Here is a 21,218-nt window from a genome sequence, read left to right on the forward strand (position 1 = left end):
CGCCCCACTACTAGCAGGCGCGGCCCCTACCCCTGCTAAGCGACTTGCGCCTGCTTTTCGGTTTCGGCTTCAGCCGGCTGCTCCTCTTTCTTTTTCAGATAAGAGAACATAATCGGCACGAAGAACAGGGTAGTAACCGTAGCTAGCATGAGGCCACCAATTACGGCGCGGCCGAGCGGGGCATTCTGCTCGCCACCCTCGCCCATGCCCAGCGACATAGGGAGCAGGCCAATAATCATGGCTAGGGCCGTCATCAGTACTGGCCGCAGGCGGGTGAAGCCAGCGTCGAGCGCCGCATCGCGCGGGTCGAGGTCGGGTTCTTCCTCGCGGCGCTCGTTGGCAAAAGTCACGAGCAGAATGGAGTTGGCCGTTGCTACCCCAATGCACATAATGGCGCCCATCAGCGCGGGCACGCTCAGCGTAGTTTGGGTGATGAAGAGCATCCATAGGATGCCCGCCAACGCGCCCGGCAATGCCGTGATGATGATGAGCGGGTCGAGCCAGCTCTGGAAGTTTACGGCCATCAGCAAGTAAACCAGCAAGATGGCGCCCGCTACCCCCAGGCCTAGGCCAATGAAGGACGTGCGCATCGATTCCGACTGGCCGCGCAGAATAATGGTCGTGCCCTTAGGCGCTTGCTTCTGCGCCTCCGCAATCACCTTGCGAATGTCATTGCTGACGCCGCCTAGGTCGCGCTGGCTCACGCTGGCGTACAGGTCCACGGTACGCTGGATGTTGTAATCCGACGCTACGGCGGTTGTTTCGGTGCGGCGCAGCTGGGCAAAGCTGGTGAGTAGCTGCGGGTTGGGCTGCGCAGCGCCCGTCACCGTGATGTTGCCTACCTCATCGAGGTTGGCCAGTTGGTTGGGAGGCGTTTGCACGGCTACCGTATAGTTTACGCCGTTTTGGGGGTTCAGCCACTGGTTTGGGCTTGTTTGGGTGCTCGATGACAAGTTAACTAGCACGTTGTTGGCGATGTCGCGCTGAGTTAGGCCGGCCTGCTGGGCACGTACCCGGTCGATATCGAGCCGAATCTGCGGCTGGTCAAACGCCTGGTAGATAAAGGCATCTACTACCCCCGAGATAGGCGTTATTTTCTTTTTAAGCTCCCCGGCAATGCGCTGGTTAGCTGCCTTGTCGCGGCCCGTTACCTGGATGTCAATCGGCGCGGGCAGGCCGAAGTTCAGGGTCTGGTTCACAATGTCGGCCGGCTGGAAGAAGATAATCAGGTCGGGATACTGCTTATGAATCCGCCGGCGAATCTCCTCGATGTACTCGCCCGTGGGACCGTGCTCTTCGTGCATGCTCACCAAAATCTCGCCGTCGCCGGCCCCAATAGTCGGGTTATCGCTGAGCAAGAGGTTGATAGGAATAGCCGGCAAACCAATATTATCAAGCACCAAATCAAGTTCCTCCTTCGGAATTACTTGCTTGATAACTTCCTCTACCTGCCGGAAGCGGCGTTCGGTCTCCTCTACCCGCGTGCCGGTAGGTACCCGGATGTGCAGGCGCAACTGGCCAGCATCCACGGTCGGGAAGAAGTTTTGCCCAATGAACGGATACAGCCCCAGCGAACCGATGAAGAGCACGGCAAAGGCCGTCACTACTTTTTTGCGGTTGTCTAAAGCCCAATCGAGCGCACCCGTGTACTTGGCCCGAAACTTCTCGAACTGGTGCTCAAATCCCGTGTGAATGCGCCATACCCAGCTCTGAGTAATGCCTTTGCTGGCTTTGCGCTCGGCATCGGTGATGGCGGGCTCGGCTTCTTCCTCGGGCGTGCCGCTGGGGTGCGCGTGCTCGAACTGCTCGCGCTGAATGCGGGCCAAGTCACGCTCAGTTTGGCTTACCTCGCGACCGTTGCGGAAGTGAGCGCTTGGCACTTCTTCCTCTTCTTGGGCGTGGTAAATAGGCAACTCCTTGCGCAGCAAGTACATGACCAGGGTAGGCACCAGCGTCCGGCTCAGGATGTACGAAGCCAGCATAGCAAAAATAACGGCTGTGGCCAGCGGGGCAAAAATAGCCGATGCTACTCCCCCCAAGAAAAACACCGGCACAAACACAATGCAAATAGCTAGCGTCGCCACCAGGGCAGGGGTAGCAATCTGCTGCGCCCCGTCGAGGATGCTGCGTTTTAGCCCTTTCTTCTGGCCCATATTGCGGTGGATGTTCTCGATTTCCACCGTCGCGTCATCCACCAGAATACCTACGGCCAGCGATAGGCCACCCAGCGTCATAATATTCAAGGTCTGCCCCAAGATATTCATGACGATAATGCTAACCAGAATCGACAGCGGAATACTAACGGCGATAATAAGCGTGGAACGCCACGAACCCAGAAATAGCAAAATCATGAGCGCCGTGAGCCCTGCCGCAATGCTGGCCTCAATAATAACGCCCTTGATACTGGCCCGCACGAAGAACGACTGGTCGAACAACAATTTGATATTCAAGGCTGGAGGAGCGTTAGCCTGAATATTAGGCAGCACTTGCTTAATCTTGTCGATAATAGCTAGTGTCGAGGCCGAACCACTTTTCAGAATCGGGATAATGGCCGTGCGGCGGCCGTTTTGGCGCACCACGTTTTGCTGCACGGCCGCCCCTTCGTGCACAAAAGCCACGTCGCGGATGTACACCGTAGTGCCGTCGGGCGTGGTTTTGATGGGCAAGTCGTTAAGCGTGGCAACCGCCTCGGGGCTGGAGTTTAGCCGCACGTCGTACTCGCGGGTACCAATTTTGGCCGAACCAGCTGGAATAATAACGTTCTGGGCCAGTAGGGTATTCACTACATCGTTGCCGCTGAGACCTTTACCCGCCAGCTTCTCGGGGTCAAGGTCCACCATTATTTGTTTCGGCTTGCCGCCATTAGGCAGCAACACCGAGGCGCCCTGCACAACTGCCAAGCCCGGCCGAATAAAGGCATTGGCAGCGTCGAACAAGTCCGACTCCCCCAACGTCTCCGAACTAAGCGAAGTTTGTGCAATCGGCACGTTAGAAGCCGAGTAGCGAATAATCAGGGGCGGCGTAATACCGGGGGGCAGCACCCGCAGCAGCGTCTGGGTAATGGCCGTGAGCTGCGCCACGCCCGCATCGGGGTCTGAGCCAGGCTGAAAAAAGACCTTAATCAAGCCAATGCCTTTAAGGCTTTGGCTCTCTTGGTGCTCTACGTTGGCAACGGTGGTGGTAACGGCCCGCTCCACTGGCACCACAATACGCTGGTTCATTTCTTCGGGCGAAATGCCTGAATAAGTCCACACAATACCCACAACCGGAATCGGAATGTCGGGGAAAATATCCACCGCCATGCGTTGGATTGTTAACACTCCGCCAATTAAGATGAGCAGCGCCATCACCACGAAGGTATAAGGCCGTGCTAGAGCTAACCGTACTATCCACATATTTTGCCCTCAGGCTCACGCCCAAGTCACTCGTTCAACAATAAAACCCCTACTACCAACGCCCGAATTCTACACCTAAACTACTTCTAGCCGCGAATGGTTGTCGCAGCTGTTCAATTAAAATGATACTAGTAGCCAGTGCGAAGTGATTCATTATTAATTCATTCACTTCAGCCTATAAGCGCACTAGGTTGGGTGGGGTAGGGAAAAGCCAGCCGGCCAGAACGATAAAAACAATAGACTCCGGCGCAACGCTACCGTTGCAGCCTACCCCCCAATTGACAGCTTTCTGGCAGCTAGTAACTGAATAACAGGCAAAAAAAAACCCCTCCCGAAGGGAGAGGTTTTTAAAATTATCCTAGCGAACTAGTAGCGGTAAACTTTATCCGCGTCGCTTTTGCGGAATTCTTCTTCAAAGTACTTAGCATCTTCAGCGTTGCGGGGTTTTACGCCCATTACAATGCCGCCATTTTTAATGCCTTCTTCGTATTCAGCGGCGTGCTCTTCTGGAATGCCCGAGCCTACCAGCGCACCAACCAAGCCACCCGTCAGGCCACCAGCACCGGCACCAGCCAAGGCTGCGGCAATTGGACCGGCAATGATGAGACCCAAACCGGGTAGGGCTACCGACGTGCCGATGGCTGCAATAGCGCCAATAATGGCACCCGCCGTACCACCGATGGCCGAGCCTACGCCCGCGCCTTCCATAGCCTTATCACCTAGCTCGGTATGTGCGGTTTCGTCGCCGAAATGGGTTTTACGGGTTTCGTCCGACATCAATACGTTCACGTCATCTTTGTGGTAGCCACGCTCGTGCAGTGCCTGGTAGGCACGCTCGGCGCTGCTGCGGTCGCGGAACATGCCGCTCGTAGTGCTGCCTTCGCGGTAATCGTAGCTGTCTTGGTCACCCGTAATGGAGTCACCTACTGCATGGGCTGCGCGGTCAGCCGTATTCTGCACGGCATCAATGCCGCGGCCTACAGCGGCACCGGCCGAACCCGCTAGTGCGGCACCTTTGGCGGTAGCGCTATAGTCGTCACCGGGACGCGAGTCGCCGGCGTTGGTGGGGGTAGTGGGCGAAGTCGTAGACAAGGGTTGGGTCGAAGTAGAGTCCAGCGTATTTGCATCTGAGGAGGTGCTGCCGCCAGTAGCGCTGCTGTAATCCGTGCCAGCGTTGTAGCTAGTGCTTTCGTTGCTGGTAATGCCGCTGTTGCCGAGGCCAGTGCCGGTATTGCTGGTGCCGTAGTTAGAGCCAGCGCCGGTGCCGGTGTTCATCGGGTTGTTTGCATCGTTGGTGTTCATCGCAGAGTTGGGTTAGTGGGAATAAGACCAGGCCAGTTGGCCCTGCCTTCTGGATAGCTAAACGGGACTAGGTGAATGCGGGTTGCGTTCGCTCCCAACATAACTAACACCAAAACCAGGCGACGCGCCAAGCCTACCGCCAAAGCATAAAAAAAGCCCCGGCCGAAGCCGGGGCACTGCAAACAGGCGGGGTAGGGCCTACGCTTCTTTTAAAGCGTACTGCGCATAGTTGTCTTCGGTAAGCCAAAATTCGCGGCATTCCCGAATCAGGTTCTTCAAAAAATTCTCGTCTTGCTTCAAGCTGCGCCACTCGCCGTAGCCGAGGCGCTCGCAAAGCTTGTAGAAATTATCACCTTGGCCCTTAGAGCCTTGCACACGCACGAGGCAGCTCAGCAAGGGGCGGCCGGCCGCGTGTTCTTCGGTCGAAATTTCACCTAGCATTTCATTCAAGCGCGACTTTTCGTGCGAAATGTCCAGGTTTAAACCCAGCTCAGATTCTTGCACCAGCGTGAGATAGCTAACGGTGCCTGCTTGCTGCCGGGCATAGCGGATGAGGTAATGACGGAGGCGGTTAATCATGCAGGAAAGGGAGTAGTTAACCCTGGGCAAGCCACGGAAAAAGACTGCCAGGAATTAAACTTTACGAATCAATGGGTGGGAATGGATTGCAACCAACTGCTCGCCCGACTAAAACAGGTCGTAGTGTTAAAGGAAGGATACCAAAAATCGGGCCGGCGTTGCGCCGGCTCGGTTTTTTTCTAGAGAGGTAGGGGCTTCGATGGCTACGCCCGGCCTTGGCGGCGGCGCAACTCCTTCTGAATGAGTAAGAACTCGCGGCTGCTTTGGCCGGCGATGGCCGTGTTTTCGTTGGCGCGGCGCAGCAGGTAGGGCATTACGGCCTCTACGGGGCCGTAGGGCACGTATTTGGCGGTGTGGTAGCCAGCGTGGGCAAGGTTGTAGCTCAGGTTGTCGCTCATGCCGTAGAGTTGGGCAAACCATACGCGCTCGTCGCCGGGCGCCAGGCCAGCTTCCTGCATCAATTGCGTGAGTAGGAGCGAGCTGGCTTCGTTGTGCGTGCCGGCGCACAGGCTGATGCGGTCGATGTGCTGCACGCAGTAGCGCAGCGACTCATTATACAGGTCGTCGGTGGCCTGCTTGGTGGGGTTGATGGGGGTAGCGTGGCCGCGCTGCTGCGCCACGCGGGCTTCCTTCTCCATATAAGCGCCGCGTACCAGCTTCACGCCTAAGTAGTAACTGCCCTGTGCGGCGCGGTCGTGGGCGGCTTGCAGTGCCTCCAGGCGGTCGTGGCGGTAGAGCTGATAGGTATTCCACACAATGGCGCGCTCCTGGTTGTAGCGGCGCATCATGTCCTCGGCTAAGTCGTCGATGGTTTGTTGAAACCAGCTTTCTTCGGCGTCTACAAACAAGCGCACGCCGTGCTGGTGAGCGCTGGCGCACAGCGCATCGAGCCGCTGGCGGCCGCGCTCAAACGTGGTTTGCTCGTCGGGGGTGAGGGCCGCGCCGGCCTGCACTTTCTCCAGCAGGGGGGTAGGCATGAGGCCAGTTACCTTAAACACCGAAAATGGCACGTTGGGCGTGGTGGCAGCCAGCGCAATGGTAGCCAAAATCTCGTCGCGGGTGCGGTCGAAGCTGCGGTCGTTGCCGGTGCCTTCCACCGAGTAGTCGAGAATGGTGCCGATGTGGTAACGGCCTAGTTCAGCAATTACTGGCTCGCACTCCTTGATAGTTTCGCCACCGCAAAACTGTTTGAAGATGGAGTGCTTGATGAGAAACTTGGTACCCGGAAAATTAAATTTTAGCGCCGACTGCATCAGTCCGCCGCCGGCTTTCACCAAGCTGCCATTGTTCATGGCCGCAAACAGGGCGTACATCTTACGCAGGTCGGTGTCCGACTTCGATTCGAAGGCAATGCGCGTGTCTTCGAACGAGATAGGGGCCACGAGCGGCGCGGGAGCGGTGGAAGTGGTAGCCATAAAGAATAAGGGGGGTAGGGGGCTCAGTAGCAGGGCGGGCCACGAAGGTAACGCGAGCCCGTAAAACCCCGTTCGGCCGCGCCTAGTTACTTTTAGGGTTATAAACCGGAGGTGCTCTTCGGGTCAATCAGTTACCCTACGCTTTTACGCTGTGCTTGCCGCCGCCGTTGCGGCAGCCTGGGCCCAGAATACGCTTCTGCGCTCTCCTACATCAATGGAAAATACCGCTACCGCCGACACCTACTTTACGCGCCTGCTCGCGGCGAAAGGCCAGCCGCTGCTTATTGCCGGCCCCTGCTCGGCCGAGTCCGAAGCGCAAGTGCTCACCGTGGCCCGCGCCCTTAAGGCAGCCGGCCAGGCCGACATGTACCGCGCTGGCATCTGGAAGCCGCGCACCAAGCCCGGCGGCTTCGAGGGGATGGGCACGGCTGCGCTGCCCTGGCTGCAAGCGGCCCGCGCCGAAACTGGCCTGCCCATGGCCATTGAGGTGGCTACCCCCCGCCACGTGGAGGATGCCCTCAAGCACGGCATCGACGTGCTCTGGATTGGGGCCCGTACCACCGTAAATCCGTTTGCGGTGCAGGAACTGGCCGATGCGCTGGCCGGCACTGGCACGCCGGTAATGGTGAAAAACCCCGTGAACCCCGACCTCGCGCTGTGGGCCGGCGCGCTGGAGCGCTTAGAGCGCGCGGGCATCACCAACTTGGCAGCTATCCACCGGGGTTTCAGCACGTTTGCGCCCTCGCGCTATCGCAATTCGCCCACCTGGGCTATTCCGATTGAGCTGAAAACGCGCTACCCCCAACTGCCGCTCATCAACGACCCCAGCCATATTGGCGGCTCGCGCGATTTGCTGCTGCCCATCGCCCAGAAGGCGCTCGACCTCGATTATGATGGCCTCATCATCGAAACGCACCCCGACCCCGACCACGCCCTTAGCGACGCTGCCCAGCAGGTGACGCCCGCCCGCTTGCAGGAAATCCTGAGCGAATTGAAATACCGCTACCGCAGTTCCGACAACATCGACTACCGCAACAAGGCTGAGGAACTGCGCCAGAAAATGGATACCGCCGACCACGAAATCCTCGAAATGCTGGCCCGCCGCATGGCGCTCATCCAGGAGCTGGCCGAGTATAAGAAAGAGAATAACGTGAAAATCTTGCAGCTCGAGCGCTGGCAGGAAATCTTTAAAACCCGGCCCGAATGGGGCAAAAAGCTGAATATCGACGAGAAATTTGTGGGCGAATTGTATAAGCTGATTCACATCGAGAGCATTCGCCAGCAAACGGAAGTGCTCAACGGCCGGCCCATCGACGGCATTGCGCACCTGGGCCCCGGCTTGTAGCCCCAAGCCCTCGCCTAAGTAAAAAGCAGGGGGTAGGGCCACGGTTAGCAGACTGTGGCCCTACCCCCTGCTTTTTACTTACCCAATCCCCCACTTTATTCGGCCACCCAGTGGTAGAACTCATAAGCCCCGCCGTCGAGGCAAGCCGCCTCGCCTACTAGCGATAGCTGCTGACCGTCTGGGGTTTTGGTGATGCGGTAGGTTTTGCGGTCGTTGTTGGGCACGTCCGAATCGGTTTCGAAATTGATGATGGGTACTGTTACTTGCGGGGCGCCGCATTTTGGCAGGTTGCCCATGGATAGCTGGTAGTCAGTAGTTTTATTCAGCTTGCTGTTATGCTGAATCGTAACCTGCCCATCAGCGTTGAACACCAGTTGGCGCGTGAAGCCTTCGGTGGTGGGGGTGCGGTTGCCGGCCTGATAGCTAGTCTTTTCCCATTCCCAATGGCCAGTGCTTAGGGCCAGGGCATCGTAGCTGCGGGGCTGTACTTCGTCGTTGGTAGAGCGGCAACTTTGTGCCGCCACTAAGCCAAAAACGGCAACCAGAAGCATCGCTTTTTTCATGGGAAACAGGAGGGCAGGGGAAAGCGCCGTGCGGGTAAGGTACAAGTATAAGAGTGGGCGGCCCGACTGCAGGTTGCAGGCCGCCCCCTAAAATTGCTGGGGTTGCCGCCGTTTCTTTGCGCTAGGTTTTTAAAGCTACTATTAAGCGGCCCGTTTGTGAATACTCCCCCCGTTATCGGCCCCGAGGCCCCGGCCGCTCTGGCCGATTTATTGCGCCAAGCTGCTCCCAGCCGCCTCTTTGTACTGGCCGATACCAACACGGCTCGCGACTGCTACCCCCGGCTGCTCGCCCACCTACCCGCCCACGAGCTGCTAACCATCGAGGCGGGCGAGGAATATAAAACGCTGGCCACCTGCGCCGAAGTGTGGAGCTGGCTTACGGCACACCAGGCCGACCGCCACGCGCTGCTCGTGTGCATCGGCGGCGGCGTGGTGACGGACCTGGGCGGGTTTTGCGCCGCGACTTACAAGCGGGGCATCCGGTGCGTGGGCGTGCCCACTACTTTGCTCGCGCAGGTAGATGCGGCGGTAGGCGGCAAAACGGGCGTCGATTTTGAAGGGTTTAAAAACCATATCGGCGTGTTTCAGGAGCCGGAGGCCGTGTTTATTTACCCGGCGTTTTTGCAAACCCTACCCCCCCGCGAGTTGCGTTCGGGCTACGCCGAAGTCATCAAGCACGCGCTCATTGCCGATGCGCCGGCCTTTGCGCAGCTGCATGGGCTGCGCGTAGACGCCCAGCCCGACTGGACGGCTACCATCCAGCACTCGGTGGCAATCAAGGAGAACATTGTGACCCAAGACCCGCACGAAAGCGGCCCGCGCAAGCTGCTCAACTTCGGCCACACCATTGGCCACGCCATTGAAAGCTACCTGCTTACCCAACCCGGCCGTGAGGTGCGCCACGGCGAAGCTGTGGCCGCGGGCATTCTCTGCGAAAGCTGGCTTTCGGCGCAGCGCAACCTACTCAGCGCAGGCGAGCTAACCGAAATAGCAGGGGTAGTGCGCGAGACTTTCGCTAAAATTCAGTTCAGCCAGCTCGAAACGGAAGCCATTGCGGCCTACGCCACCCACGATAAAAAGAACCGCGCCGATGTTATCAACTGCACGCTGCTGCACGGGATAGGGCGCGGCGTGTACGACCAGGCCATTACGCTGGCCGAAGTGAGGGCAGCACTGGATTATTACCATCAGGCTGCCCTCTAAGTAAGCGTTGCGGATTGATGTAACCCCTAGTGCATCAACAGTCAAATTGGTTTAGCCCAAAATCAAGCTAGGAAAAAATAAAGAAGCGGCAGAAAACGCCGCTTAACATCTGCTAATGAGCACTCAATCCTTATCCTGGCCCGGCGGCCCATTGGCCGGTACCGCCAATCTTCCCGCCTCCAAAAGCGAGAGCAACCGCGCCTTGCTGCTGCAGCGGCTGGCGGGCGGCGGCCACCTCACGCACCTCTCCGAAGCCAACGATACTGTGCTGATGGAGCGCCTGCTCACGCAAGCTGCTACCACCGACCTGCTCGACGCCGAGGATGCCGGCACCGTTATGCGCTTCATGACCGCCTACTTGGCCGTAACCGGCTGGCGCGGCACTCTCACCGGCGCCGCTCGCATGAAGCAGCGCCCCATCGCTATTTTGGTAGAAGGCCTGCAGGCGCTGGGCGCCGACATTTCGTATGCTGAAAAAGAAGGCTACCCCCCCCTACATTTCGAAGGCCGCGCGCTGACGCCGGCCGCCGGGCAAGCCGAACTGCGCGTGCGCGGCGACATTAGCAGCCAGTATATTTCGGCGCTCCTGATGATAGGGCCCACGCTGCCCGGGGGCCTGCGCCTGCGCCTAACGGGCGAAATTGGCTCGCGCCCCTACATCGACATGACGCTGAACTTGATGCGCCATTTTGGTGCTACGGCCGAAGCCGGGCCCGAGGAATCCGTTGTGGTGCAACCCGGTGGCTACCGCCCCGCCGACTACGAAGTAGAAGGCGATTGGTCGGCGGCCAGCTACTGGTATGCGCTGGTGGCCCTGGCGCCGGCTGGCTCGGCCATAACGCTGCCCAAGCTGCGGCCAGTGTCGTGGCAGGGCGACCACGTTATTCAGTACATTATGAAGGGCTTGGGCGTGGCAACCGAGTTCTTGCCGGCTGGTGCTGGTGTGCACCTTACGCAAGTGCCCCTGGCCCCCGCCGAACTGCTAACCCAGCCCTTCGACTTTACCGATTGCCCCGACTTGGCCCAGACGGTGGCCGTGGTGGCGGCGGCGCTGGGCGTGCCGCTGCGCTTGGCCGGCCTGCACAGCTTACGCATTAAGGAAACCGACCGCATTGCGGCCATCCAAGCTGAGCTGCGCAAGCTTGGCGCCGATATGCCCGAAGTGGCGCCGGGCATATTTGAAATTCAATCAACTGATTTTCAAGTTGGAAATCAGGAAATTGCCACGTATGAAGACCACCGCATGGCCATGGCTTTTGCCCCGCTGGCCATGCGGGGGCCGCTGCGTGTGCAGCATCCGCAAGTGGTGCGCAAGTCATACCCGAGTTTTTGGCACGAGCTGGCCCGCGTGGGCGTAGTCCTGCCCTAGCGTCGCCTTTCCACCCTAAGCCCTCTGCTTCAAGCATATGACGTATTCTATAATTCTAGGCGCGCTGGTGGCCAGCGGCATTTTGCTGGCTTCGTGCCAGTCGCGGTCGGGTGGCGGGGCTGGCGCACCAGCCGGAGCCATTTGGCAGTCAGAGGCTTACTCGCTGTACCGCGACAGGGTGGTACAGGGTGCCCACCACGCCCGCGCCGTATCGGCCACCGAACTGACCTCGAACTACCGCAGCCCAGCTAGCGAAACGCAGAGCCCGCTCATTACCTTCAAGTTCAGCCTCAACGGCAAAGACAACGAACTGCCACCGGGCCAAGATAACACCTTTTTGGCCCTACCCCCCGCAGCGGGGGCCACCCTCGAAACACCGGTTATCGTGTTCGGCCAGCGCTACGTAGAGCCGCGCGCCGTGCCGGCCGGCCAGTACCTGGCCCCCAATACCAAGCTCAAAATCAAGCTCGATATGCGGCCTGTGCTGGCGGCCTTCGCCAAGCAAGGCTTTTACACGACGTTCAAGGGCGAAAAGATTTATAAACAAGATTTTAAGCAGGTGTTGGTAGCTGGCAGCGCCGCCCCGCTGAGTTGGGATTTTGACAACCTAGTTAACAAGCCCGAACTGGCCCTGCACGATGCCGATGGCGACGGCATCTACGAAGTGACCCTGACACTTAATGCGCCGCAAGACGCCAAGGCTACCGCCCAGCGTTGGAAGAAGTCCCTTAACACCGACGATTTTCCGCAGTACAAATCGGCCTACCCCCTCGCCGACGCCCTCTACAACCTGGCGCTTGAGGAAGCCCGCCGGGCCGTGGAGCCCGACAGCACCTTCCGCACCGGCAAGGAGTGGGCGGGCGTGTGGACGCGCGACATCAGTTATTCTATCATCTTGGCCCAGGCTACGTTGCAGCCCAAAGTGGCTATGAAAAGCCTGCTGCGCAAGGTGAGCCCCGAGGGCCGCATCATTCAGGATACGGGCACTGGCGGCGCCTACCCCTGCTCCAGCGACCGGGTTATTTGGGCCGTGGCCGCCTGGGAGATTTACAAAGTGACCGGCGATGAAGCGTGGCTGCGCAAGGTGTATCCTATCATCAAAAAGTCGCTGGCGGAGGATTTTCAGAACGTGTACGACCCCACCACCGGCCTGGCGCGGGGCGAGTCGTCGTTCCTGGACTGGCGCGAGCAAACTTACCCCCGCTGGATGCAACCAGTGGATATCTACGAATCTGAAAACCTGGGCACCAATGCCGTGCACTTCCAGGCCAATACCGTGCTGGCCCTGATGGCTCGCCACGTGGGCGAAACGGCCGTGGCCGAGCGCCACGAGCAGGCCGCAGCCGCCATCAAAGCTGGCCTCAACCAGTATTTGTGGCAGGAGCAGGCTGGCTACTACGGGCAGTTTCGCTATGGCCGGCTGTTTCCGGTAACGTCGCTGCGGGCCGAGGCGCTGGGCGAGGCGCTAAGCGTGTGGTTCGGGATAGCTGATGCCGACCGCGCTAAAACGGTGGTGGCCAAGACGCCCACCGTGCCCTTCGGCATCTCGTGCATCTACCCGCAGATTCCGGGCATTTCGCCCTACCACAACGATGCCGTGTGGCCTTTTGTGCAAACGTTCTGGGCGCTGGCCGCCGCCAAAGCTGGCAACGAAGCCTCTCTCACCGAAAGCATAGCCGCAATTTACCGCCCGGCGGCGCTGTTTCTGACCAATAAAGAAAACTTTGTAGCCGGCAACGGCGATTTTAGCGGCACCCAAATCAACTCCAGCAACATGCTCTGGAGTTTGTCGGGGAGCCTCGGGCTGGTGTACAAAATCTTGTTTGGCCTGCACTACGAAACCGACCGGCTGGTATTCCAACCCTTTGTGCCGCAGGTATTTCAAGGTGCGCGCCAACTCACCAATTTCAAGTACCGCAAGGCGGTGCTCGACATTGACTTGGAGGGCTTCGGCAACGTTATTAAAAGCATTACGCTCGATGGCCAGCCCTTAGCCGGCGCGGCCCTGCCCGCTACGTTGGCCGGGCGCCACGCCGTGTGCATAGTGCTTAGCAGCCAGGCGCCCGCGCCGGCTCGCGTGCACCGGGTAGAAAACCGCTTTTCGCCCGCTACACCCGAAGTTACGTACGCCAACGGCCGCCTTACCTGGCCCGCCCAGGAGGGGGTGCAGGAATACAAAGTATTGAAAAACGGCGTGCTAGACGCCACCGGCCCCGCTACCGAATACGCCGTTACCCCCGGCCCCTACGCCGAGTACCAGGTACTGGCCGTGGGGGGTAGGGCCCACCTCGAATCGTTTGCTAGCGAGCCGCTGCCCGTGGGCGAGCCCGCAATTGAGTTGCAAGCCGAAGCACTGGCTACCCTTTCCGCATTGCCCTACCAAGGCTTTACCGGCAAAGGCTTTATTGAAATCAGCACTACGCAAAATCCTCACCTGAACCTGCCCATCACCGTGCCCGAGGCGGGCTTCTACGCCTTGGATTTTCGCTACGCCAACGGCAACGGCCCTACCAATACCAACAACAAGTGCGCTATTCGCACGCTGCGCCAGGGCAGCACGTTGCTTGGCACGGTAGTATTGCCCCAGCGTGGCGTCGAGGAGTGGTCAAATTGGGGCTTTACCAACGCCGTGCTCGTGCGCCTGCCCAAAGGCACTAGCACGCTCACGCTGGCCTACGAGCCTGCCAACACTAATATGAACGGCGCCGTGAACCAGGCCATGCTCGACTACTTACGCGTGCGCCGCGTGCAGTAGGGTAAAGGCACGTTTACAAACAAAGCGGCTCATTCTCTCCAGAGAATGAGCCGCTTTGTTTTTGAGATTACCAGGTGAAGGCGCTAGCCAGCAGTAAGTTACACATCTATCGCTAGGCCATCGTAGGCTAGCCGAATCCAGGGGGGTAGGGTGGCTTCCACCTCGCGGTGGCGGCCTAGTTGGTGGCTGATGTGCGTGAGGTAAGCCCGGCGCGGGCGCAGCTCCTCCAGTATTCCAATGGCCTCGCTTAGCGTAAAGTGCGACAGGTGCGGCTCGTGCCGCAAGGCATTCAACACAATGGTGTCGGCGCCGCGCAGCTGCGCCATCGTGCTGTCGGGCAGTAAGTTGGCGTCAGTGAGGTAAGCAAAATTATCGAGTCGAAAGCCTAATACTGGCAGGCGGTGGTGCATGGCCCGTAGCGGCTGCACGGTCAGGCCTAGCACCTCAAAAGGCTGCTGTTCGTCCTCGATGGGGTGTAGGCGCACCTGCGGCACACCGGGGTACTTGTGCTCGGCAAAAATGTAGGCAAACTCGCGCTTAAGTTGCTCTATCACCCGCGGCTCGGCATACACGGGTATCTCCTGCTGCTGCCGAAAATTGAAGGCGCGCACGTCGTCGAGCCCCGCGGTGTGGTCTTTATGCTCGTGCGTAAACAGGATGGCGTCAAGCTGCGAAATCCGGGCGCGCAGCATCTGCTGCCGAAAGTCGGGGCCAGTGTCTACCACCAGGCTGCGGCCGGCCACGGCTATGTGCACCGACACCCGGAGGCGCTGGTCGCGGTAGTCGAGCGAGCGGCATACCGGGCAAGTGCAGCCAATGATGGGCACTCCCGAAGAGGTACCCGTACCCAGAAAAGTGATACGCATTCGCTGGATTACTACTAAAAAATGAAGACCAGGAAAAGGCTAGCTCCTTCAACGAGCGTTGCCCCTACCTGGTCTTCTTTATTCTTAGCCTACGTACTGCCGCACGGCACGCACAAGGGCGTCAAAGTCCAGAGGCTTAGGCAAATATTCAGTGATGCCAGCTTCGCGAAATTGCTCCATCGTATAATTGTTGGCATTGCCGGTGATGGCAATAATGGGCAGCTGGTTGATGCGGGAATCGGCGTGCTTGCGAATTTCGCGCGTGCACTCCATTCCGTCTTTCACCGGAATGTTGATGTCCATCAGCACCCCATCGACGGGGTTGGCTTCAAGCAGGCGGATTACTTCGCCGCCATTCTTGGCCAGCACTATTTTGTACTTCTGCTGTTCGAGTATTTTTCGGGTCAAACTCAGGATAACTGAGCTGTCCTCGGCGATGAGAATAGTCTTCGACGTGTTTTCGGGTGCCATAGGCGGGGGAGAGTAAAGGAAGGAGAATAAGGTAGAAGCTAAGTGAAGCTAAAGAATAATAAGATATTAACTATTTGCAGTGGGCTGAGCCAGGGTCACTTGCTCGGCGTAGTGCGCCAGAAAGTACGCAAAGTACTGGTGTAGGCGGTTAAATTCAACTGTTAGACCGCTAGTCTTACCATTTTTAATATTATGCTCCAGCGTTTGGGCTTGGGTAGCCAGCGCCGTAAGCCCCAAGGTAGCGGCCGTGCCTTTGAGCTGGTGCAGTAGTGGCCGCAGACTGGCCGCATCCTCGGCCTGCGAGTGGGTTTTGACTTGCTGCAGCAAGTCGGCCGCTTCCTGGGCAAATTCCGCGTATAGCTCGGCCGTGAATTCGGCGCCGCCCAGCTGGTGCAGCTGCGCTAGCACCTCGGGGTCGAGCATGGGCAACTGGTCGGCCACCGCCGTGGTCGGCTCTTCGGGCGAGGGAGGCGGTGCAGCGGCTACCCAGCGGGCGAGGGTTTGGGCTAGCTGCTGGTGCTTCACGGGCTTGGCCAAGTAGTCGTCGAGGCCGGCCTGCACAAAGCGCGCAGCATCGTCGGGCATTGAGTAGGCCGTCATGGCCACGATGGGCGGGCTGGCAGCCCCCAGCTGCGCCCGGATGGCCCGAGTAGCCTCGATGCCATCGAGGCCTGGCATCTGGATGTCCATCAAAATCAGCTGGTAGGGCGCATTGGGCGCGGTAGCGCGGGCAATGGCTTCGTAGCCATCGCTGGCTATATCGACTTGGCATCCCAGCTTGGCTAGCAGGCGCGCGGCTACTTTCTGGTTGATAACGTTGTCGTCGACGAGTAGCACGTAGGCCTCTTGCTGGGCAGGGGGGGTAGGGGGCGGCAACTCCTCTACTGGGACCACTGGCATCGCCAGGGCCGAGGACACCCGGCAGCGAATGGTAAACCAGAAAACGCTACCCTCCCCTACATCCGACACCACACCGATGGTGCCGCCCAGCAACTCGGCCAATTCCTTGCTGATGGCCAGGCCCAGGCCGGTACCCCCGTAGGCTTTGCTGGGGGTAGTGTCGAGCTGCGTGAAGCTGGTGAAAAGCCGCGCCGCATCGTCGGGCGAAATTCCGATGCCCGAGTCTTGCACCGCAAAGCGGAGTGTGTTAAAATCATTCTCCGTGCTCACCAGCGACACCACCACGCTCACCGTGCCGTGCGAGGTAAACTTAATGGCGTTGGCAGCCAGGTTAGATAAAATCTGGAGCAGGCGCATCTCGTCGGTGGCGATAACCGGGGGCGTATCGGGCGCGAGGTGGCAGGTAAAGCGCAGGCTTTTTTGGCTGGCGCGGTACGAAAACAGCGAGTGCACGCGGTCGAGCAGCGGCGCCAAGGCCAGCGGCGCTTCGTTGAGGCGCATCTTGCCCGCCTGAATTTTCGACAAATCCAGAATGTCGTTCAAGATGGTCAGCAGCGCATCCGAGCTGGTGCGGAGCGTATCTACATAGTCGGTTTGCTCGCTTGAAAGGCCGGTTTGGCCCAGCAAGTCAATCATACCGATGATGCCATTCATGGGGGTGCGCAGCTCGTGGCTCATATTGGCCAAAAACTGCGTTTTGGCGGCCGAAGCAGCTTCGGCCTCTTCCATGGCCAAGCGCAAGTCGTCCTGAATGCGGCGAATCTCCGTCACGTCGCGCGCAATGCCCTCGGTGCCCGAGGGCGTGCGGCGCGCATTGATGAGCACGTTTACGGGGTAGCCCGCCCGGTGGCGCATCTGGGTTTCGAAGTTGCGCAGCTCGCCGGTGCGCTCCAGCTCGTCAAGCACATCAGCGTGCCCCGTGGGTTCCCAGTAGTAGTTCTCGGCGGGGCGGCCCAGCTCCGCACCAGGGTCGTAGCCCAGCACTTCGCGCACCGAGGGGCTTAGAATGGTGAAACAGCCCTCCTCGTCGGTGCGGTAGTAAACGTCCTGAAACGACTCGAAAATCGAGCGGAATTTTTCTTCCTGGGCCGCCAGTATCAGCTGCGAGTTTTTGCTGGCCGTGATGTCTTGGGCCTGCGCCGCTATCTCCTCAAACGAGCCATTGGGCAGGTAAATAGGGTCAAACGTAATGCTTAGCCACAAGTCGCGGCCCTGCGGGTCGCGCAGGTTTACCTCAAATTTTTGCGACTGGCCCTTGCCCGCAGCCACGTAGTGCGTGTACATCACCTGGCGCACCTCGTTGTTGTCCAGCGTTTGCTCGGTTTCGAGCAAGTTGAGGCCCTGGGTAGGCGCCACGCCATTGCGGCGCAGGTAAAAAGCCGCGTAGTTGCGGTTAAACGAAATCAACACGCCGCTGCGGTCCACGCTCCACATCAGGTGGGCGCCGCTTTCGAAGATGGCGCTCAGGCGGGCATTTTGGCGCGTGAGATGCTCTTCCTTGCCCTTGCGGTCAATGGCCAGGGCTACCTGACTCGAAATAAAGTGCAGGATGTCGAGGTCGGCGGGCGTGTAAAGGTCGGCCCGGTCGTATTCCTGCACCGTCAGCACCCCGATGGTGCGGTCGCCCACACTCAGCGGCGAAGCCAGCAGCACGGCCGGCAGCCGGCCAAACGCGGTAAGCTCGCCGTTGCGCATCAGGCGCACCAAGTCAGCCTGGGTAAAAAATAGCGGTTGCCCCTGCTGAATAACGTACTCCGTGACGCCCATCGAAAACGGCCGGCCGCCGCCCTGCTCGAAGTAGGCGTGCTGGTCAACGTAGTACACGAAGTTCAGCTCCGTGCGCTCGTCGTCGCACAGCGCAATGAAGATGTTGTTGGTTTCAATAACCTTGCTTAGCTCGCGGTGAATGGCCCCGTAGAGCGCTGGCAGGTCGTGGGCCGAAATAGCTAGGTTGGCAATACTGTAGTAGACCTTTTGCAGGCGCTCAGCCTTGATGCGGTCGGTAATATCGTGCAGCACGGCCCGCGCGCTGGGCGCTTGGCCCGGCAGCTGCTCGCTGCTCACCGAGCCAATAAGGTGCACTGGCCGGCCGGCGCTGGTCAGCAGCACGGTTTCGAGCTTGTTAAGGGCTTGGCCTTCGTAGAGGCGCCGCAGCTGGTAAAGCAGCTTGGCGCGGTAGTAGGGGTGCACCACATCGGTGAGGGGGCGCCCCATCAGCTCGGCCTCGGTGTAACCCAGCTTTTCCTGACCCGATTTATTGACAAACAAAAAGTTGTTGTCGCCGCTCAGGTGCATAATTAAATCGTGCGAGCTATCAAAAAACTCGCGCAGGTAGGTAGGCTCCGGCGCCGTAATCCGGCGCAGGCCCGTTAGGTCCGCCACGGTGGGTAGGGAGCCCGCCGCCCACATGCCGGTTATGCGGCCTTGGGCATCGTACAGCAGCTGCGACTGCCAGTGCACCAAAATAATTTCACCCGCTTTCGTTAGCACCTCCAACTCTTCGTGCGCCAGAAAATCCGTGCGGGCACTTAGTACCTGTTGCAAATGCTGCCCGCGCTTGGCCTGCTGGGCGCGCGGCGTAAAGCGCTTGTGGTAAGGCTGGCCCACTACTTCGGCCCGCGAGTAGCCTGTGGCGTTCAGCAATAAGTCGTTCACCTCTACAATCAGCCCGTCTTGGTCGAGCACCACGTAAGCCAGCTTTAACTGGTCGAACATGAGTGCAGTTGGTGGCACAGCCGCTACCGGAAGAATAGATTGCATAGAGAGGCCTATAAACACAGCCCGGAGATAGTAGATTCCGGCTAAGCTAGTTTTGGGTAAAATTACCGCGTTTCTGCCCGTATTTCTACTATCCTTTGTGTCTTTTTCTGCCGCAGCTTCTTCGCTACGTATAATTTTGGCGGTTACCACCGACCTCAACTACGACCAGCGCATGCAACGCATCTGTAGCAGCTTGGTTGCGGCTGGCTATCAAGTACAACTGGTGGGGTGGCAGCGGCCGGCTTCGCTGCCTTTGGCGCCTCAGCCCTACGGCCAACACCGGCTACAAGGATGGTTTCAAAAAGGCAAATTATTCTACTTAGAATTCAACTTACGGCTATTTTACTACCTGCTTACCCAGCGCGCCGACCTGTGGGGCTGCGCCGACCTCGATGCAGCGCTGCCGGCCTGGGCCCGGGCTCGGCTAGGGGGCCAGCCTTTTAGCTACGATGCCCACGAGCTTTTTACTGAAATGCCCGAAGTGGTGGCCCGCCCACCGGTGCAGCGGCTCTGGCGGTGGGTCGAAAAGTTTGTGGTACCCCGGGCGCAACTGCGCTACACGGTGGGCCCGGCGCTAGCCCGGCTGTTTGAAGCGCGTTATCCCGGCCACGCCTTTGGCGTGGTGCGCAATGCGCCACCAGCCGCCTCGCCCGCCGCGGAGGGGGTAGGGGTAGGAGTTGCGCCGCCTAAGCCAGCTGGCGTTTTTTTGCTGTACCAGGGCGCGCTGAATGTGGGCCGGGGCTTAGCCGAGCTGCTGCGCGCACTGCCGCAGGTACCGGTGCGGCTAGTGGTGTGTGGCGAGGGCGACTGCTCGGTGGTGCTGCGCCAGCAAGCCGAGCAGCTGGGGCTGCTGCACTCCGATGCCTACCCAGCGGGGCAGGTCGAGTTTCGGGGCTATGTGCTGCCGGCCGCACTACGGGCCGTCACGGCCCAGGCCACAGTAGGCATTATGCTGCTCGAAAACACGGGCCTGAGCTACTATTATTCACTAGCCAACAAGTTCTTCGACTACGTGCAGGCCGGTATTCCGCAGCTCTGCATCGACTTCCCCGAGTACCGCGCCCTCAACGAACAGTACGAGGTGGCGGTGCTCGTGCCCGACCTGGCACCCGCTACCCTGGTGGCGGCGCTGCACCAGCTGCTGCCCGGCGGCCAACCCGGCCCGCACTACCACCGCCTAGCGGCCAATTGCCGCCGCGCCCGCACCGAGTGGAACTGGCAGCAGGAAGAAAAAACGTTGCTGACTTTATACGACCAGACCTTTCAAAACTTAGCTAACAGCAACTGCCAGTAGCTACTAGCGCAAGAAATTTATGCTACCCCCCTCCATTCTGGCCAGCCTGGCGCCTACTGCCGCCGACCCGCGCCCGGTGTTACTCACCGTGGCCGGCCCCACCGCGGTGGGCAAAACGGCCCTTACCGTGGCGCTGGCTCAGCAACTAGGCACCGAAATTCTGTCCGCCGATTCGCGCCAGTTCTTCCGCGAGCTGAGCATTGGCACGGCCAAGCCTACCCCCGCCGAAATGCAGGGCGTGCCGCACCACTTCATTAACTCGCACAGTATTACGCAGGAATATAACGCCGGCCGCTTTGCTGCCGAGGCGCTGGCCGCGCTCGACTCTTTGTTTCAGCGCCTGCCGGTAGCCATCCTCACGGGTGGGTCGGGGCTGTATTTACAGGCCCTCACCGACGGCCTCGACGACCTGCCTGCTGTAGACCCCGCCGTGCGTCAAGCCTTGCAGCACGAGCTACAAACCCAAGGCCTACCCCCCCTCGTGGCCGAACTGGCCCTCACCGACCCCGTCGCGCACCAGCGCCTCGACCTGCAAAACCACCAACGCGTGCTGCGCGCTCTTGAAATCACGCGGGGTACGGGGCGGCCATTCTCCAGCTTCCACCGGGGGGTAGCAGCGGTAGAAGCCACGGCTGCCGCCCGGCCGTTTCGGGTTGTGAAGGTGGCCCTCACGCGTGCGCGCGAGGTGCTCTACCAGCGCATCGACCAACGTGTGGAACAGATGCTTGAGGCCGGCCTGCTGGCCGAAGTGGAAGGTTTGCTGCCCTATCGCCACCACCAAGCGTTGCAAACGGTGGGCTATCGAGAAATCTTTGGTTATCTCGATGGCAGCTACGATTACGCCGAGGCGGTACGCTTGCTTCAGCGCAATACGCGTCACTACGCCAAGCACCAGCTGACTTGGCTGCGGCGCGACGCGGCGTATCAGTGGGTAGAGTTGAGCTAGGTGCAAAGTCGTGTATATACAAGAACGTCATGCTGAACGCAGTGAAGCATCTCTA

Annotated in this window: 14 protein-coding genes; 6 read left to right on the top strand and 8 right to left on the bottom strand. The window is 59.4% G+C overall.

Annotated elements, in window-relative coordinates:
* Positions 1–35: 35 nt before the first annotated feature.
* From GO988_RS02805 to GO988_RS02820, 4 genes are all read right to left on the bottom strand, one after another.
* Positions 36–3,395 (bottom strand): efflux RND transporter permease subunit, encoded by a 3,360-nt coding sequence (locus GO988_RS02805; protein WP_157562004.1) that lies wholly within the window; start codon positions 3,393–3,395, stop codon positions 36–38.
* Between the two features lie 366 nt (positions 3,396–3,761).
* Entirely contained in the window at positions 3,762–4,697 is a 936-nt protein-coding gene (locus GO988_RS24535) for a hypothetical protein (protein WP_317164766.1), read from the bottom strand.
* Between the two features lie 198 nt (positions 4,698–4,895).
* Positions 4,896–5,276, bottom strand: a complete 381-nt coding sequence (locus GO988_RS02815) for a hypothetical protein (protein WP_157562005.1) — start codon at positions 5,274–5,276, stop codon at positions 4,896–4,898.
* Positions 5,277–5,479: 203 nt separating this feature from the next.
* On the bottom strand, positions 5,480–6,691 hold the full coding sequence (locus tag GO988_RS02820) for a proline dehydrogenase family protein (protein WP_157562006.1): 1,212 nt from the start codon (positions 6,689–6,691) through the stop codon (positions 5,480–5,482).
* Positions 6,692–6,905: 214 nt separating this feature from the next.
* Between GO988_RS02820 and GO988_RS02825 the strand changes: the two genes are divergently transcribed.
* Positions 6,906–8,036 (top strand): chorismate mutase, encoded by a 1,131-nt coding sequence (locus GO988_RS02825; protein WP_157562007.1) that lies wholly within the window; start codon positions 6,906–6,908, stop codon positions 8,034–8,036.
* A gap of 95 nt (positions 8,037–8,131) precedes the next feature.
* Here GO988_RS02825 and GO988_RS02830 read toward each other — a convergent pair whose 3' ends face one another.
* Entirely contained in the window at positions 8,132–8,599 is a 468-nt protein-coding gene (locus tag GO988_RS02830) for a hypothetical protein (RefSeq protein ID WP_157562008.1), read from the bottom strand.
* A gap of 156 nt (positions 8,600–8,755) precedes the next feature.
* On the opposite strand from GO988_RS02830, the gene aroB reads away from it, so the two are divergent.
* The 3 genes from aroB to GO988_RS02845 all read left to right on the top strand — a co-directional run bounded on the left by aroB (position 8,756) and on the right by GO988_RS02845 (position 13,926).
* Entirely contained in the window at positions 8,756–9,802 is a 1,047-nt protein-coding gene (gene aroB / locus GO988_RS02835; RefSeq protein ID WP_317164767.1) for a 3-dehydroquinate synthase, read from the top strand.
* Between the two features lie 115 nt (positions 9,803–9,917).
* Positions 9,918–11,171: a 3-phosphoshikimate 1-carboxyvinyltransferase gene (locus GO988_RS02840; RefSeq protein WP_198172483.1), complete on the top strand. Its 1,254-nt coding sequence runs from the start codon at positions 9,918–9,920 to the stop codon at positions 11,169–11,171.
* 37 nt (positions 11,172–11,208) lie between these two features.
* Positions 11,209–13,926 carry an alpha-L-rhamnosidase-related protein gene (locus GO988_RS02845; RefSeq protein ID WP_157562010.1) on the top strand — a complete coding sequence of 906 codons (2,718 nt, stop codon included), beginning with the start codon at positions 11,209–11,211 and terminating at the stop codon, positions 13,924–13,926.
* 98 nt (positions 13,927–14,024) lie between these two features.
* Here the strand turns inward: GO988_RS02845 and GO988_RS02850 are convergent, their stop codons facing one another.
* From GO988_RS02850 to GO988_RS02860, 3 genes are all read right to left on the bottom strand, one after another.
* Positions 14,025–14,792: an MBL fold metallo-hydrolase gene (locus GO988_RS02850; RefSeq protein ID WP_157562011.1), complete on the bottom strand. Its 768-nt coding sequence runs from the start codon at positions 14,790–14,792 to the stop codon at positions 14,025–14,027.
* Between the two features lie 84 nt (positions 14,793–14,876).
* Positions 14,877–15,263, bottom strand: a complete 387-nt coding sequence (locus GO988_RS02855) for a response regulator (protein WP_157562012.1) — start codon at positions 15,261–15,263, stop codon at positions 14,877–14,879.
* 66 nt (positions 15,264–15,329) lie between these two features.
* Positions 15,330–18,923 carry a PAS domain S-box protein gene (locus GO988_RS02860; RefSeq protein WP_198172484.1) on the bottom strand — a complete coding sequence of 1,198 codons (3,594 nt, stop codon included), beginning with the start codon at positions 18,921–18,923 and terminating at the stop codon, positions 15,330–15,332.
* Between the two features lie 97 nt (positions 18,924–19,020).
* On the opposite strand from GO988_RS02860, the gene GO988_RS02865 reads away from it, so the two are divergent.
* Positions 19,021–20,217, top strand: coding sequence for a glycosyltransferase (locus tag GO988_RS02865; RefSeq protein WP_157562013.1), 1,197 nt, complete (start codon positions 19,021–19,023; stop codon positions 20,215–20,217).
* Between the two features lie 19 nt (positions 20,218–20,236).
* A complete protein-coding gene (gene miaA, locus GO988_RS02870) occupies positions 20,237–21,163 on the top strand; it encodes a tRNA (adenosine(37)-N6)-dimethylallyltransferase MiaA (RefSeq protein WP_157562014.1) in 927 nt (308 codons plus the stop codon).
* Positions 21,164–21,218 lie beyond the last annotated feature (55 nt).

This window comes from Hymenobacter ginkgonis, from assembly GCF_009755225.1.
GTDB classification, from domain to species: Bacteria; Bacteroidota; Bacteroidia; order Cytophagales; family Hymenobacteraceae; genus Hymenobacter; species Hymenobacter ginkgonis.

Coding starts and splice junctions, on each gene's coding strand:
- GO988_RS02855 (WP_157562012.1), bottom strand. CDS start 15,263: ATGGCACCCGAAAACACGTCGAAGACTATTCTCATCGCCGAGGACAGC.
- GO988_RS02815 (WP_157562005.1), bottom strand. CDS start 5,276: ATGATTAACCGCCTCCGTCATTACCTCATCCGCTATGCCCGGCAGCAA.
- GO988_RS02850 (WP_157562011.1), bottom strand. CDS start 14,792: ATGCGTATCACTTTTCTGGGTACGGGTACCTCTTCGGGAGTGCCCATC.
- GO988_RS02820 (WP_157562006.1), bottom strand. CDS start 6,691: ATGGCTACCACTTCCACCGCTCCCGCGCCGCTCGTGGCCCCTATCTCG.
- GO988_RS24535 (WP_317164766.1), bottom strand. CDS start 4,697: ATGAACACCAACGATGCAAACAACCCGATGAACACCGGCACCGGCGCT.
- GO988_RS02860 (WP_198172484.1), bottom strand. CDS start 18,923: ATGCAATCTATTCTTCCGGTAGCGGCTGTGCCACCAACTGCACTCATG.
- GO988_RS02845 (WP_157562010.1), top strand. CDS start 11,209: ATGACGTATTCTATAATTCTAGGCGCGCTGGTGGCCAGCGGCATTTTG.
- GO988_RS02840 (WP_198172483.1), top strand. CDS start 9,918: ATGAGCACTCAATCCTTATCCTGGCCCGGCGGCCCATTGGCCGGTACC.
- GO988_RS02825 (WP_157562007.1), top strand. CDS start 6,906: ATGGAAAATACCGCTACCGCCGACACCTACTTTACGCGCCTGCTCGCG.
- GO988_RS02805 (WP_157562004.1), bottom strand. CDS start 3,395: ATGTGGATAGTACGGTTAGCTCTAGCACGGCCTTATACCTTCGTGGTG.
- GO988_RS02830 (WP_157562008.1), bottom strand. CDS start 8,599: ATGAAAAAAGCGATGCTTCTGGTTGCCGTTTTTGGCTTAGTGGCGGCA.
- miaA (WP_157562014.1), top strand. CDS start 20,237: ATGCTACCCCCCTCCATTCTGGCCAGCCTGGCGCCTACTGCCGCCGAC.